Genomic DNA, 14,673 nt, shown 5'->3' on the forward strand with positions numbered 1-14,673 from the left:
TAAAATAGCCCCGTCCCAAATTAGCTACCCCAGCCCCTTTCTAAGTTGCGGTGAAATAGTTCTCGCTTGGGCCTTCAGAGGCCTTAAACAGGAACTACTCCACCGCAACTGATGAGGGAACATGATTAGGCGACGAGCTTTGCGCGGCGTATGGCCGGAAATAGCACCATGATGGCGAGGATGACGCCCACGACGGCAATCGCCCCGCCCGCGAAGCCGATCCAGGCGATGCCAGGACCCGAAACCACGGCGCCGCCGATCGCGGTGCCCGTGCCAATACCCAGATTGAACAGGCCCGAGAAAATCGACATGGCGACGGCCGACGAGTCCGCCGGCGTGTACTTGATGAGCTCGGCCTGAAAAGCCACGTTAAAGGCCGTACCACAGCAGCCCCACAACGCGCAGACGGCAAGCACCGCCACGAGCGCCGAAGCCGCGGGGGCCATGAGCAGCAGGGCCGCTGCCACGCCGGAAAGCGTGATAGCCAAGAACGGGAAGCGGTGCCCGTCGAACAGACGGCCAAACAGCCAGCTGCCCACCAGGCCGGAGCAGCCAAACGCCGTCAGTGTCATGGTGATAGCGCTTGCGTCGACATGCGCGACCTGAGCCAGGAAGGGCTCGATATAGCTGTAACCCGCGTAGTAGCCGGTCGCAATAAAGACCGTGACCGCGTAGAGCGCGATCAAGAACGGGTTCTTAAGCAGCTCGGGCAGCTGTTTGACGGTAAAGCGCTCACCCGCCGGCATGGCCGGGAACACTGTCGCCTGGTACACCACCGCAGCAGCAGAGAAGGCCCCGACCGCGGCAAACGTCATGCGCCAGCCCACGGCCAGCCCGATGGCGCGGCCGATCGGCAAGCCGAAGATCTGCGCGATGGACGAGCCCGTGGCGATCATGCTGATGGCGAGCGCCCCGTGGCGGGTGGCGACCAGGCGCGAGGCCATGATCGAGGCGACCGACCAGAACACGGCGTGCGCGCAGGCAACCACCAGGCGCGCGCAGACTAAGATGGGATAGGTCGGCGCCAAGGCGGACAGGAACTGGCCGAGCGAGAACACGGCAAGCACGCCCAGCAGCATCCGTTTGAACTCAAAGCGCGAAGCGAACACCATAAGCGGCAGCGACAGCAGCATGACGCCCCAGGCATAGACCGAGATCATGATGCCAGCTTGGGCCTCGGTGAGCGAAAACGACGCGGCGATGTCGGTCAGCAGGCCGATGGGCATGAACTCCGACGTGTTGAATACGAACGCGCAACAGGCGAGCCCGATAAGCGGGAGCCACTGCTTGAGTGAGATGCCGTCTTGCTTTGTTTGAGCCATATAGGAAAACCTCTCCGATTATCTTGAGCGGTGGGCGATTATATAGCAACAGCCCCGCATCCGTCAGTACAGATGCGGGGCCAAAATCGCGCAGACATTTGGGGCCTAGTCCTCGGGCTCCCATCCGCGGCAGACATCGACCCAACCCTGGGCGTCGGACGCCGCCTCCAGCTCGGGCACCGAGAGCTCCACACCGCTATGGTCGTCACCACATGCCGGGTAAATGGTGTCAAAACGCTTAAGCGACTCGTCCAGATAAACCGCCACACCCTCATTGATGCCAAAGGGGCAAACACCTCCGGGCGCATGCCCCACGGCTTCCTCGACCGCAGCGCCGGGAATCATATGCGGTTTGCCGTGGAAGAACTTCTTGAATTTGGAGCTGTTGACACGCGCGTCCCCGGCGCACAGCACGAGCACCGCCGCGCCGTCGACATCGAACGCCATCGTTTTCGCGATCTGCGCGGGAGCCGTTCCCAGTGCCGCTGCGGCTTCCTCGACAGTTGCCGTCTCCTCCTGAGGCACAATCACACGGTCGTCAAAGCCCTTCGCTCGCAAATGCGCCATCGCCTTGTCAAACGCCATAACTAAAAACTCCTCCGCCAAACCAGCTGTTCGACAGAGGAGTATAGCCCGTGGATGCGCCATATGCAGAGAGGCTTTGTTTGCAAACCGCTCGTTTACAAGCCAATCAGAACACCAACGCCGTGGACCAGAAACGCCACGATCCAGGCGACCGTCACTTGAAACGCGAACACGGCAACGGCGTAGCGCGCGCCCAGCTCGCTCTTGACGGCGCCGATGGACGCCACGCAGGGCGGGTACAGCAGCGTAAAGACCAGGAACACGTAAGCGGTAAACGGCGAAAACATGGTTGACAGCACCGCGGGCGACGTTGCGCCCAAAAGCACCGTGAGGGTCGAGATGACGCTCTCCTTGGCAATAAGTCCGGTGACGAGCGCCGTCGACGCACGCCAGTCGCCAAATCCAAGCGGCGCCAGCGCCGGCGCGATGATGCTGCCGAGGCCCGCAAGCAGGCTTTGCGACTGATCGGCGACCACATTAAAGCGAATGTCGAACGTCTGAAGGAACCAGATGACCACGGTAGCGGCAAAGATAATGGTAAAGGCCTTGGTTATAAAGTCCTTGGCCTTATCCCATGCCAGCATCACCGTCGTCTTGACGCTCGGCAGGCGGTAGTTGGGAAGCTCCATGATAAACGGCACCGGGTCGCCCTTAAATGCCGTACGGTTGAGCACCAAAGCCGCGATGCAACCGACCGCAATGCCAATCAGATAGAGAGAGACCATGGCGGGAACTGTCATCTGCGGGAAAAACGCCCCGCACAGCAGACCATAGACCGGCAGCTTGGCCGAACAGCTCATAAACGGCGTGAGCATGACCGTCATCTTGCGGTCGTGCTCGGATGGGAGTGTACGGGTCGACATGATAGCCGGCACGGTGCAGCCAAAACCGACGAGCATGGGCACAAAGCTGCGGCCCGACAGGCCAAAGCGACGCAGCACCTTATCCATGACAAAGGCCACGCGCGCCATGTATCCGGAGTCTTCCAGAATGGAGAGGAACAAGAAGAGCACGACGATAATCGGCAGGAAGGTCAGCACGCTGCCCACGCCCGTAAGCACGCCGTCGACAGCCAGCGAGCGCACCACGTCGTTGGTTCCGAACGCCTTGAGGCCCGCATCGGCCGAGGCGATGACGGCAGCGATGCCGTTCTCCATGAGTCCCTGCAACGCCGCGCCGATCACGCCAAACGTCAGCCAAAAGACGAGGCCCATGATCACCAGGAACGCCGGAATGGCCGTGTAGCGACCCGTCAGGATGCGGTCGATCTTGACGGAGCGCACGTGCTCGCGGCTCTCGTGCGGCTTGACGACGCAGCGCCCGCACACGTCGCCGATAAAGCTAAAGCGCATATCGGCCAGCGCTGACAGGCGGTCGGTGCCGGCCTCGCCCTCCATCTGGGTAATGATGTGCTCGATGGCGTCGAGCTCGTTGCGATCCAGGTGAAGCGCCTCGGTTACCAGCTCGTCGCCCTCAACCAGCTTGGTCGCCGCAAAACGCACCGGAATATGCGCTGTCGCGGCATGGTCCTCGATAAGGTTGGCGATGCCGTGAATGCAGCGATGTAGCGCGCCGCCGTCCGAGCCATCGGGCGCACAGAAGTCCAGGCGACCGGGGCGCTCGCGGAACCGCGCCACGTGCAAGGCATGATCCACCAGCTCGCCAATACCCTCGTTGCGGGCAGCGCTAATGGGGACAACAGGCACGCCCAGCAGGCTCTCGAGCAGGTTGACGTCCACGGCGCCGCCGTTGGCCGTCACCTCGTCCATCATGTTGAGCGCGATGACCATGGGGCGATCGAGCTCCATAAGCTGCAGCGTTAGGTACAGATTGCGCTCGATGTTGGTGGCGTCGATGATGTCGATGATGGCGTCGGGGTTTTCGTCCAAGATGAATTGGCGGCTCACGATCTCTTCGCCCGTGTACGGCGACAGCGAATAGATGCCAGGCAGGTCGGTAACGCCCGCCTCGGGATGGTTACGGATAGTACCGTCCTTGCGGTCGACCGTCACGCCGGGAAAGTTACCGACATGTTGATTGGAGCCTGTCAGTTGGTTGAACAACGTGGTCTTACCGCAGTTTTGGTTGCCGGCGAGGGCGAAATGCAGCGGTGCGCCCTCGGGCACGGCCGTCTTGGCCGCGCGGGGCGAATACGTGCCCTCGCCCAGTGCCGGGTGCTCCGTCGTGCCGATTGCGGCGTTAGCGCGCGGACCCGTGTCTGTGTCGTGAACACCCACGAGCTCGATGCGGGCGGCATCGTCCTTGCGCAGCGTCAACTCGTAGCCACGCAGGCGAATCTCGAGCGGGTCGCCCATAGGGGCGTACTTCATCATGGTGACTTCGGTGCCCGGCGTTAGGCCCATGTCCAAAATATGCTGTCGGAGTGCCTGATCGTCCGATGCCACCGATGCGACAACGGCGTCCTTTCCAATCTCGAGTGTATCGAGCTTCACGCGCTCATCCTTTCGTTAGACGCGGTTAACCGTTTACCGGGGTTAACCAACTCGTAACGACAAATGATAGCGCTCTCAACTTTTTTATAAAGTCAAATACCGATGTTTACCTGCGCAAACTTTATGCGGTGCGCCCCGAAAGCTCTTTACGCATACCGCTCAGCGAGATCGAAACGGAACCCGACCGCGCGGTAGCAGTGAGTCGATCACCCTCGACCGACCCCGTGCATGTAAAGGGCGCCTTGCCCATCAAGACGTGGGAGATAGTGCCCGAGAGCTCAAAGAAGTCGCCCTCAGCGCGGGCACTCGAGAGAGCGATATTGAGACCCCTGACATTTAGCACTGCCCTGAGCGCACCGTTCACCCCATGTGAAAACGTCACCTCGCCGCGCTTACTCCCCACCGGCGTCTGGGCCGAAACCACATACGTACCCTCAAGCATGACTCCTCCTCTGAGTAGGCTTTTTGAAATGGCCATCTAGTCTACTTTGCTGCGAGACGGTTTCCCAGAAACCGCGAGTATACAATGACGTTCAATCAACAGATTGCTGCGAGGGGGAACAAGCGTGCAAGGGGGCAGATTACATTTGGCACCATTTGCGCCAACGGACGGGATGCGGAGCGACGACCGTGCAGGTGGATTCCGGATCGTCGCTTCCTCCGTCCCCCAGCGAATCAAAACAAGTTGCGGTGGAATAGTTCCTGTTTGAGGCTTTAACCAGCAAAAACAGGAACTATTCCACCGCAAGTTATGAAGGCGGGATGAGGCCGTCCCTCTTACAGATGGCGCTCCAGGAAGCGGAAGGCTAGGCGAATCCAAGGGCGGACCGCCACCTGCTTGTCCTCGTTGTCGACCGCGGTATTGGCGTTGCCGAGCGAAAGGCCGTGGCCACCCTGGTCAAAGACGTGCATCTCGCATGCAACACCCTCCTCGGCCATGCGCTGCGCAAACGGGTAGACCTGCGCGATCGGCGCCGTCTTGTCGTCCGAAACGCCCCACACAAAGGTCGGGGGCATCTGGCGCGAAACGTGCGTGGTGGGGCAAATGTCGGTCAGGTGCTCATCGGTCGCCTCGCCGCCCGTCACCATCGACAGATAGTCGTTGAGCAAATCGCGCCCCGTCTTGCCACCCGTCTTGGGCACGCGCAGGTCGATGCGCGGGTCGCGCGTCTGCATATCGCGCACATAGGCAAAGTCGAGCAACGGATAGCCCAGCACCACGGCGTCGGGACGAATATCCTCCGGACGAGCCCCGGCAAGGCCTGCGAAGGGTCCGGTCTTCCACTGCGTTGCCAACGAGGCGCAGATCATGCCGCCCGCCGAGAAACCCAAGATGCACACGCGCTTGGGATCGACATGCCACTCGTCGGCGTTGGCGCGCACGGTAGCGACCATCTTGGCGAGGTCCGCCTGCGGGTGCGGAAAGCTCACGTCGCCCGTGGCGCTCGTCACATAGTTGAGCACAAAGGCCTGGTAGCCGCGGTCCAAAAATGCAAACGCCACCGGGTCCTGCTCGTGCGGTGCGATATGCGTAAACCCGCCTCCGCCGCAGATAATCACCGCGGGGCGGCGGCCATTGGGCTTGTCGGGCAGCGGCTCGGCACCCAGATACGTAAACGTCGCCGGATAATCCTCGGTCGGCTCCTCGCCCCACAGCGCATGGTTCTCAATAATCATAGGTGCTCCCTCCGTGCGATTCGTGCGCACTCATTTTTCGCATCTAAGCGTACCCCACTTGAGCCCGTGGCGAAGAAACACTCCCGCAATAAGTTTCCCTTCAACTGATATATCACATAATCCCAGCTCAGAGGTATCGTTGAGCAGCGTAGAATAGGGGCGTTAACCAAGCCGTGAAACACATACGAAACGTTTCCGGCAAACAAAGCGCGCGATATGCGCACTTGATACGTTGGAGGCATCTATGGGTCTGCTCGATTCGCTCAAGTCCACGCTCGCTTCGTCGGGCGAGGCGTCCGTTCCGCCCGCAGCAAGCTTCGCCACCCGCGAAGGCGTCATATACGCCCCCGTCAACGGCGTGCTCGTCAACCTGAATGAGGTTCCCGACGAGACCATTGCCTCGGGCATGCTTGGCCAGGGCTATGGCATCGAGCCCATCACCGACACCATTTACGCCCCCGCCAACGGCCGTATCGGCGCCACCACCGTCACCAACCACTCTATCGGCATGATTACCGAGGACGGCTTACGCGTGTTTATCCACGTCGGCCTGGGCACCGTGAAAATGAACGGTAAAGGCTTTGCTCGCTTTGTCGAGATGGGTGACACGGTCAAGGCCGGCCAGCCGCTCATCAGTTTCGACCGCGACGCTATCAGGGCCGCCGGCCACGAGGACATCGTGACCGTCATCGTCTCTGAGCTCGACCGCCTCAAGAGCATTGACCACGTCGGCGAGTCTGGCACGCTTATCGACGGCAATCCGCTCGTCAAGCTTGGCGATCCGCTGCTGGTTGCCAAGACCAAGTAGCAGACCGCCGTCACATAACGGGTCAACCCCCTATGCATCTTTGCCGCATTTGTGTTGTTGTTTTTGCCTATGTTGAGGTTCTGAAACGTTTCTATATAGGCAGCTGAGCATCAACGCAGGTGCGGCTTTTGCGTAGCGAAGCATCGCCCCGCGGCATGTTGTTCAACCGCACGAACCCCCTTCCTTTGTCCGCGCAGAGCGCTAGACTGCTAGGTCGACATTGGAGGAAAGATCGATGCAAAACACACCCACGGGCGCCGCATATGCCGCGCCTCAACGCAACCAACGCATCGTCGCGCTCGACGGGCTTCGCGCCCTCGCCATCGCCGGCGTCGTCCTATATCACCTTCGCCCCAGCCGCCTGATCGGCGGTTTTTTGGGCGTTACACTCTTCTTTACGCTGAGCGGCTATCTCGCCACCAAAAGCATTATGCGAGCCACGGCACGCGACGGATTCTCGTACCCGCGCTATATCTGCCGCCGCATTGCACGCATGATGCCGCCGATCGTCGTGACCATCGCGCTTACCGCCTTCGCCACCTACATCGCGGCCCCGAGCCTACTCCCTAAGGTGCAGCAGGACGCCCTGCCATCGGCACTCTTTTTGAGCAACTGGTTCTACATCTTCCGCAACGTCTCGTATTTCGCCGCCGCGGGGCTCCCCTCGCCGCTCACGCACCTGTGGTTCTGCGCTGTCACTATGCAGTTCTATCTGGTATGGCCGGTCATCCTTATGGCGCTGTACAGCAAAACCAGGTCGCGCAACACTGCCATCGGCATTACGATCGCATTCGCGCTTGTATCGACGGCGGCCATGGTCCTCATGTTTAATCCCACCGCCGACACATCGCGCGTCTACTACGGAACCGACGCCCGTTCCGCCGAGCTTCTATGCGGAGCCTTAGCCGCCATCGCCGCGCCGCGTCTGCGCGAGATGCTGAGCGGTGATATCCATACCCCCGGCGCCAACAAGGGCATCTCAAAGGTCAACGCGATTTCTATCGCGTGGCTCATTGCCGTTATAGTCGGCGCACTCATGCTGACCGGAGAGAGCGCCTGGCTCTACCGTGGCGGCTTTTTGCTGTTTGCCCTCGTCACCGGGCTCCTCATCATCTGCGTGCAGAATACGGAGTGCATCGTGCGCCGCCTGCTGTCGGCCAAACCGCTCGTCTGGCTGGGCCAGCGCTCGTTCTCGGTCTATCTGATGCACTATCCCCTACTGCTTCTTATGAACCCCGCAACCCGCACTACCCGCATCGCCTGGTGGGAGCAGGTATTACAGCTTGTACTGATCCTTGCGGTAGCCGAGGTTTTCTATCGCCTCGTCGAACGCCCTTGGTCCCACAAGCCGGCCCAACAGGACAGCACGGCAAGAAAGCACGGCCTCGCGCCCGCCATGGTGCTCCCCGCGTTTGGCGCCGCATGCGTCGCCGCACTTGCCTTCGCGCCGCTTGACTGGGCAGGCATCGCCACCGCCCGCGCCGAGCAGCTCCGTCCCGAGCTTGCCCAGAACGCGACCTCGTCCCAGGACAACGGAGCCAGCATCAAGGGCGCCGAGCCCGCATCCGGTAAAGATTCCCAGCCCAGCGACACCGCATCCGATGACGCAACCAAGCAAAAACCCAAAGAGGGACCTATCGCCGAAAAGGTCCCCAAGAACTTGGACTGGAAGAGCTTTACCTACGACAAGGCAACCGGAACCTGTGACGCCCGCGTGCTCATGATCGGCGACTCGGTCACCGCGGGTGCCCAACCTGGCATTCAGGCGGTGCTTCCCAACGCGTACATCGATGGCGTGGTGAGCCGCCAGTTCTACACCTTCCAGGATGTCTATGCACAGGACAGTGCCAACTACGATCCAAGCGTGGTCATCTGCGCGCTTGGCACCAACGGCCTCATCCGCGACCCCCAGCAGGTGCAGGACGTGATTAACGCCGTGGGCGGCAAGCCCATCTACTTTGTAACTGTACGCGTACCGCTCGAGCTACAGGACCGCAATAACCAGACGATTCGTGACGTCTGCGCCCAAAACGACAACGCCGGCGTCATCGACTGGAACGGTGCCTCAGAGGGCCACAGCGAATACCTTGTCGACGACGGCACACACCTCACCCAGGCGGGAATCGACACCTACGCCACCCTCATACGTCAAGCCATCTGCGGGCACTAGGCAACGCAGAATCGGCGCTTGCGCGGTACCCACGTCACGCCCATACATCACACCTGACGTTTTGCTACGCCCCACTCGCGGGTTAGAATGGTTAACTGTTTGGAAATAATCCGTACAACCGTTATGGGAGGATACGTGAACCGCACCAAAATCGCGCAGCTCTACGCCGATGCCGAGCCGCTCGGTGGCCAGACCGTCACCGTTGCCGGCTGGGTCAAGTCCGTCCGCGACATGAAGAACTTTGGCTTCGTTACGCTCAACGACGGCAGCTGCTTCCGCGACCTGCAGGTCGTCATGAACCGCGAGGCGCTCGACAACTACGACGAGATCGCCCATCAAAACGTCTCGGCCGCACTCATCTGCACCGGCACCGTCAAGCTGACCCCCGATGCGCCCCAACCCTTCGAGCTTTCCGCCACCTCCATCGAGGTCGAGGGCACGAGCGCCCCGGATTACCCGCTGCAGAAGAAGCGCGCAACCGTCGAGTTCCTGCGCACCCAGCAGCACCTGCGCCCGCGCACCAACCTGTTCCGCGCCGTGTTCCGCATCCGCTCTGTCGCGGCTGCCGCTATCCACCGCTTCTTCCAGGAGCAGGGCTTTGTCTACGTCAACACCCCCATCATCACCACGAGTGACTGCGAGGGCGCCGGCGAGATGTTCCGCGTGACCACGCTCGACCCCAAAAACCCGCCCCTCACCGAGGCCGGCGAGGTCGACTGGAGTCAGGACTTCTTTGGCAAACATGCGAGCCTCACCGTTTCCGGCCAGCTCAATGCCGAAAACTTTGCCATGGCCTTTGGCGACGTGTACACCTTTGGCCCCACCTTCCGCGCCGAAAACTCCAACACCACGCGCCATGCCGCCGAGTTTTGGATGATCGAGCCCGAAATGGCCTTCGCCGACCTCAACGACTACATGGACAACGCTGAGGCCATGCTCAAGTACGTCCTTAAGGACGTCATGGCCACCTGCCCCGACGAGCTCAATATGCTCAACAAGTTTGTAGACAAGGGCCTGCTCGAGCGCCTGGACCATGTCGCCAACTCCGACTTTGCCCGCGTCACCTATACCGAGGCCGTCGAGATCCTGGAGCAGGCAGTTGCTGCGGGCCACCAGTTTGATTACCCCGTCAGCTGGGGCATCGACCTGCAAACCGAGCACGAGCGCTTCCTGACCGAGGAACACTTTAAGCGCCCGACCTTCGTAACCGACTATCCGGCAGAGATCAAGGCCTTCTACATGCGCATGAACGACGACGGCAAGACCGTCGCCGCCGCCGACTGCCTGGTGCCGGGCATCGGCGAGATCATCGGTGGCTCCCAGCGCGAGGAGCGCCTGGACCTGCTCGAGGGTCGCATTAAGGATCTGGGCATGGCACCCGAGCAGTACAAGTACTATCTGGACTTGCGCCGCTATGGTTCCTGCAAGCACGCCGGCTACGGTTTGGGCTTCGAGCGCCTGGTCATGTATCTGACCGGTGTTGGCAACATCCGCGACGTCCTGCCGCACCCTCGTACCGTGGGTAACGCCGACTTCTAATCGCCATAACGCCACAAAACGCATCATATCGCATGATATAAGCGCCTCTCGGCAAGCCGAGAGGCGCTTTTTTCAACAGCATCCGTCAAGCTTTTGGCAAGGTTTTGGTCAGTTAGGCAGGGCTGTTGAAAACTCGACCTGCCGTTTGCCGACGGCTACCGACCGCCCAAAGCGCCGAGCGCCCCCGGGAAAGCCCCGCGTCCTAGGCTCCATACCGTCGCCACCCAAAACGGAAAGGACGTGGGCACTATGACCGAAGCCGTTGTTGAAAACTACGAGACCACAACCAGGGGCTCCGCCTCGATGGCAGCCTATCGCGCCGTACGCATCCTGCAGCTCTTGAGCGAGAACACCGGCGAGGACAAGGCGCTGCTTTCCGACGAGCTGGTCGAGCTCCTCGCCCATCCCGACGACCCCGCCCGCATGCCCATCTCGGCGGCACGCCGCAGCATCTACACCTCGATATCCGCACTTCGTCACGCCGGATACGAAATCGACTATAAACGCGGCGTGGGCTATCGGCTCCTCACCCGCCCGCTTGCTGACGAGGAGATCATACGGCTCCACGGCATGGTCATGCGCAACCGGTCGACGCCCATAGCCATTCGAAAGAGCATGGCGCAGCACCTGGTCGCCATGGCGAGCGCCGATGTTCGCGGCTATCTCGATATGCCCGAAACGGCACCGTCCGCCAACGACGCGCCCGTCAAGACAACGCGTCCGCACGCCAAGCGCATCGACACGTGCGAGCTCGTCGAACAGGCTATCGACCATGGGACAACTGTCAGCTTTGATATCTCAAACGTCCTGACCCGAGGCAAAACCGAGGTGGTGCGGATGACGGTCCGGCCCTTTGCCATCAGGCAGCGCGACGGCGTCTCGTATCTGCTGGGAACGGTCTACGACACCCGAGGCGTCGACGACACCCTGCGCACCGTTGAGGTCAGCCGCATGAGAAACGTCAGCACGCGCTTGCTCGATGGCAAGAAACTCTTTGCCGCGCTAGACGAAGAAGACAGCCCCGCGCCCGCAGCATAAGCCCCGTTACCGTCCGTCGTTCCTCAGCACCGCCCATCCGGTTCAGTATTAAAAACACGCCAGGATGTTGTAAAAATGGGCATCGGCGTTACTATAGTCCCACTTGCACTTTTTCCTAGTGCAGTATTTCCAGCCATTTTTATACTGGGGGTAATGATATGAAGGACATCACCATCAGCCGCAGGAGCCTTCTTGTCTCCGCCGGCCTGCTCGCGCTCGCTCCGCTCGCCGGATGCGGCGGCAACTCTGGTTCCGGCTCCGCTGCCGCCGGTTCCGACTACACCATCGGCGTTCTGCAGCTCACCGAGCACTCCGCGCTCGATGCCGCCAACGACGGCTTCGTCAAGGCCATCAAGAAGAGCGGTCTCAAGGTCAAGATCGACCAGAAGAACGCCCAGAACGACCAGTCCACGTGTAAGTCCATTGCCGACAAGTTCGTAGGCGACGGCGTCGACCTGATCTATGCCATCGCTACGCCCGCCGCGCAGGCGGCCGCCGGCGCCACCGCTGCTATCCCCATCGTTGGCTGCGCCATCACCGACTACGCCGCTTCCGGCCTGGTCCAGGACAACGACAAGCCCGGCACCAACGTCACGGGCGCTTCCGACCTCACCCCGGTCGCCGAGCAGCTCGAGATGATGCAGAAGGTCCTGCCCGACGTTAAGAAGGTCGGCCTGCTCTACTGCACCGCCGAGTCCAACTCCGACGTCCAGATCAAGGCCGCCAAGAAAGAGCTCGACAAGCTGGGCCTCAAGTACACTGATTTCACCGTCTCGAGCTCCAACGAGATTCAGTCCGTCGTCGAGTCTGCCGTGGGCAAGGTCGACGCGCTGTACTCCCCCACCGACAACACCATTGCCGCGGGTGCCTCGCAGGTCGGCCAGATCTGCAAGGAGAACAAGCTCCCCTTCGTGACTGGCGAGGAGGGCATGTGCAAGGCCGGCGGTCTGTTCACCCTCTCCATCAACTACGAGGACCTGGGCTACGCCGCGGGCGAGATGGCCGTCAAGATCTTAAAGGGCGAGGCCAAGCCCGAGGACATGCCTATCAAACACCTCTCGAGCAAGGACCTGGTCGTCGTCAAGAACGACGAGATGGCCGAGGCCCTGGGCATCGACCTCTCCGCTCTGGACGCGTAGCGTCATGCGTGGCAATGCATCTAGAGCCCGTGCTCGTGCCATAGCCGCGTTATTCAATATCTGAGCCACAGGGGCGGACGCTGTAGATCGGCGTCCGCCCTGCTTGTTTCAGGTAAAACAAAACGTCTGTCCGCAACTCTTTTATGCAGCGTTACCGCTATTATGGAAAATCACGTGTCCACCCTATCCTAGGAGGTATGAAGCATGCTCATTGCATTGCAGGGCGCCGTTTCGCAGGGCGTCCTCTGGGGCATCATGGTGCTCGGCGTGTTTATCACGTTCCGCCTGCTCGACATCCCCGATATGACCTGCGACGGCAGCTTTGCCCTCGGCGGCTGTGTTTGCGCCGTGCTCATCGTCAACAATAACGTCGACCCACTGCTCGCCGTACTGGCCGGCATGTGCGCCGGTGCCATCGCCGGCGCCGTCACGGGCATTCTGACCACCGTCTTTGAGATTCCCGCGATTCTCGCCGGAATCCTTACGCAGATCAGCCTGTGGTCCATCAACCTGCGCATCATGGGCAAGTCCAACACACCCATCCTTGCCAAGGGCACCGTGTTCTCGGCCGTCAGCAATATGACCGGTCTGCCGCAGTCCACCGTTGCCATCATCCTGGGCATCGTGTTGGCCGTGGCCATCGTCGCCATCCTGTACTGGTTCTTTGGCACCGAGATCGGCTCGGCGCTGCGTGCCACCGGCAACAACGAGTACATGATCCGTGCCCTGGGCGTTAACACCAACACTACCAAGATGATCGCCCTCGTGCTCTCCAACGCCCTCATCGGCCTTTCGGGTGCGCTTATCTGCCAGAGCCAAAAGTATGCCGACATTGGCATGGGCACCGGCGCCATCGTTATCGGCCTTGCCGCCATCGTCATCGGCGAGGTGCTCGGTCGCCTGCTGCCCGGCGGACTCACGCAGTTTAGCGTCCGTCTTGCTTCCGCCGTCTTTGGCTCCGTGGTGTACTTCCTCATCCGCGCCATCGTGCTGCAGCTGGGCATGGACGCCAACGACATGAAGCTGCTATCTGCCGTGATCGTTGCCGTGGCCCTGTGCGTACCTGTGGTTTGGGAGCGTTACAAGCTCCGCAGCTCCTACACGAGGGGAGATGAGGCAGATGCTTAAGCTCTCGCACGTCAAAAAAACCTTTAATAAGGGCACCGTCACCGAGAAGCGCGCACTCACCGGCGTCGACCTCACCCTTAACGACGGCGACTTTGTGACCGTGATCGGCGGCAACGGCGCCGGCAAGTCCACGCTGCTCAACATGATTGCCGGCGTGTATCCGCTCGATTCGGGCGTTATTGAGCTCGACGGCAACGATATCTCGCGTCTGAGCGAGTCGCAGCGCGCCAAGTACCTGGGCCGTGTGTTCCAGGACCCCATGCGCGGCACAGCAGCCGACATGCAGATTGCCGAGAACCTAGCCCTCGCCAAGCGTCGCGGTCAGCGTCGCGGTCTTTCGTGGGGCGTCACCAAGGCCGAGAAGGACGAATACGTTGAGCTGCTCAAGCGCTTGGACCTCGGTCTGGACACGCGCCTCAACGCCAAGGTCGGCCTGCTCTCGGGCGGCCAGCGCCAGGCACTCACCCTGCTGATGGCCACGCTCACCAAGCCACGCCTGCTGCTGCTCGACGAGCACACCGCGGCCCTCGACCCCAAGACGGCATCGAAGGTGCTCAACCTGACCGAGGAGATCGTCGACGAGAACCACCTGACCACCCTCATGGTCACGCACAACATGAACGACGCCATCCGTTTGGGCAATCGCCTGATCATGATGCACGAAGGCCACGTAATCTACGACGTAGCAGGCGACGAGAAGAAGTCGCTCACCGTGGCCGACCTGCTGCAGAAGTTCGAGGAGGTCTCGGGCGGAGAGCTCGCCAACGACCGCATGCTGCTAAGCTAAACCTACCAAAAAGGGACAGGTTTATTT

General features: G+C 61.0%; 12 protein-coding genes. 7 read left to right on the forward strand and 5 right to left on the reverse strand.

Going from position 1 to position 14,673, the window contains the following annotated elements; translation table 11 throughout:
• Positions 1–125: 125 nt before the first annotated feature.
• The 5 genes from SFLMC1_RS06480 to SFLMC1_RS06500 all read right to left on the reverse strand — a co-directional run bounded on the left by SFLMC1_RS06480 (position 126) and on the right by SFLMC1_RS06500 (position 6,037).
• Entirely contained in the window at positions 126–1,322 is a 1,197-nt protein-coding gene (locus SFLMC1_RS06480; RefSeq protein WP_154063918.1) for an MFS transporter, read from the reverse strand.
• 105 nt (positions 1,323–1,427) lie between these two features.
• Positions 1,428–1,907, reverse strand: a complete 480-nt coding sequence (locus SFLMC1_RS06485) for a YbaK/EbsC family protein (RefSeq protein ID WP_152073449.1) — start codon at positions 1,905–1,907, stop codon at positions 1,428–1,430.
• Positions 1,908–2,002: 95 nt separating this feature from the next.
• A complete protein-coding gene (gene feoB, locus SFLMC1_RS06490; protein ID WP_152073448.1) occupies positions 2,003–4,360 on the reverse strand; it encodes a ferrous iron transport protein B in 2,358 nt (785 codons plus the stop codon).
• A 121-nt stretch (positions 4,361–4,481) separates the two neighbouring features.
• Entirely contained in the window at positions 4,482–4,802 is a 321-nt protein-coding gene (locus SFLMC1_RS06495) for a hypothetical protein (protein WP_152073447.1), read from the reverse strand.
• A 335-nt stretch (positions 4,803–5,137) separates the two neighbouring features.
• Positions 5,138–6,037 (reverse strand): alpha/beta hydrolase, encoded by a 900-nt coding sequence (locus SFLMC1_RS06500; protein ID WP_152073446.1) that lies wholly within the window; start codon positions 6,035–6,037, stop codon positions 5,138–5,140.
• A 244-nt stretch (positions 6,038–6,281) separates the two neighbouring features.
• On the opposite strand from SFLMC1_RS06500, the gene SFLMC1_RS06505 reads away from it, so the two are divergent.
• From SFLMC1_RS06505 to SFLMC1_RS06535, 7 genes are all read left to right on the forward strand, one after another.
• Positions 6,282–6,845 (forward strand): PTS glucose transporter subunit IIA, encoded by a 564-nt coding sequence (locus SFLMC1_RS06505; RefSeq protein ID WP_152073445.1) that lies wholly within the window; start codon positions 6,282–6,284, stop codon positions 6,843–6,845.
• Positions 6,846–7,080: 235 nt separating this feature from the next.
• Positions 7,081–9,015: an acyltransferase family protein gene (locus SFLMC1_RS06510; protein WP_152073444.1), complete on the forward strand. Its 1,935-nt coding sequence runs from the start codon at positions 7,081–7,083 to the stop codon at positions 9,013–9,015.
• 135 nt (positions 9,016–9,150) lie between these two features.
• A complete protein-coding gene (asnS, locus tag SFLMC1_RS06515; protein ID WP_152073443.1) occupies positions 9,151–10,554 on the forward strand; it encodes an asparagine--tRNA ligase in 1,404 nt (467 codons plus the stop codon).
• A 249-nt stretch (positions 10,555–10,803) separates the two neighbouring features.
• Complete coding sequence (locus SFLMC1_RS06520) at positions 10,804–11,592, forward strand: WYL domain-containing protein (protein WP_152073442.1); 789 nt, start codon at positions 10,804–10,806, stop codon at positions 11,590–11,592.
• A gap of 158 nt (positions 11,593–11,750) precedes the next feature.
• The gene (locus SFLMC1_RS06525; RefSeq protein ID WP_152073441.1) at positions 11,751–12,731 is read left to right on the forward strand and encodes an ABC transporter substrate-binding protein; all 981 of its coding nucleotides are present in this window, start codon (positions 11,751–11,753) and stop codon (positions 12,729–12,731) included.
• A gap of 204 nt (positions 12,732–12,935) precedes the next feature.
• Complete coding sequence (locus SFLMC1_RS06530) at positions 12,936–13,859, forward strand: ABC transporter permease (RefSeq protein ID WP_152073440.1); 924 nt, start codon at positions 12,936–12,938, stop codon at positions 13,857–13,859.
• On the forward strand, positions 13,852–14,646 hold the full coding sequence (locus tag SFLMC1_RS06535) for an ABC transporter ATP-binding protein (protein ID WP_138113127.1): 795 nt from the start codon (positions 13,852–13,854) through the stop codon (positions 14,644–14,646). Before SFLMC1_RS06530 ends, SFLMC1_RS06535 begins: the two co-directional genes overlap by 8 nt.
• Positions 14,647–14,673: the final 27 nt, after the last annotated feature.

The sequence above is a fragment of the Collinsella aerofaciens genome, from assembly GCF_901212495.1.
Classification (GTDB): Bacteria; Actinomycetota; Coriobacteriia; order Coriobacteriales; family Coriobacteriaceae; genus Collinsella; species Collinsella aerofaciens_H.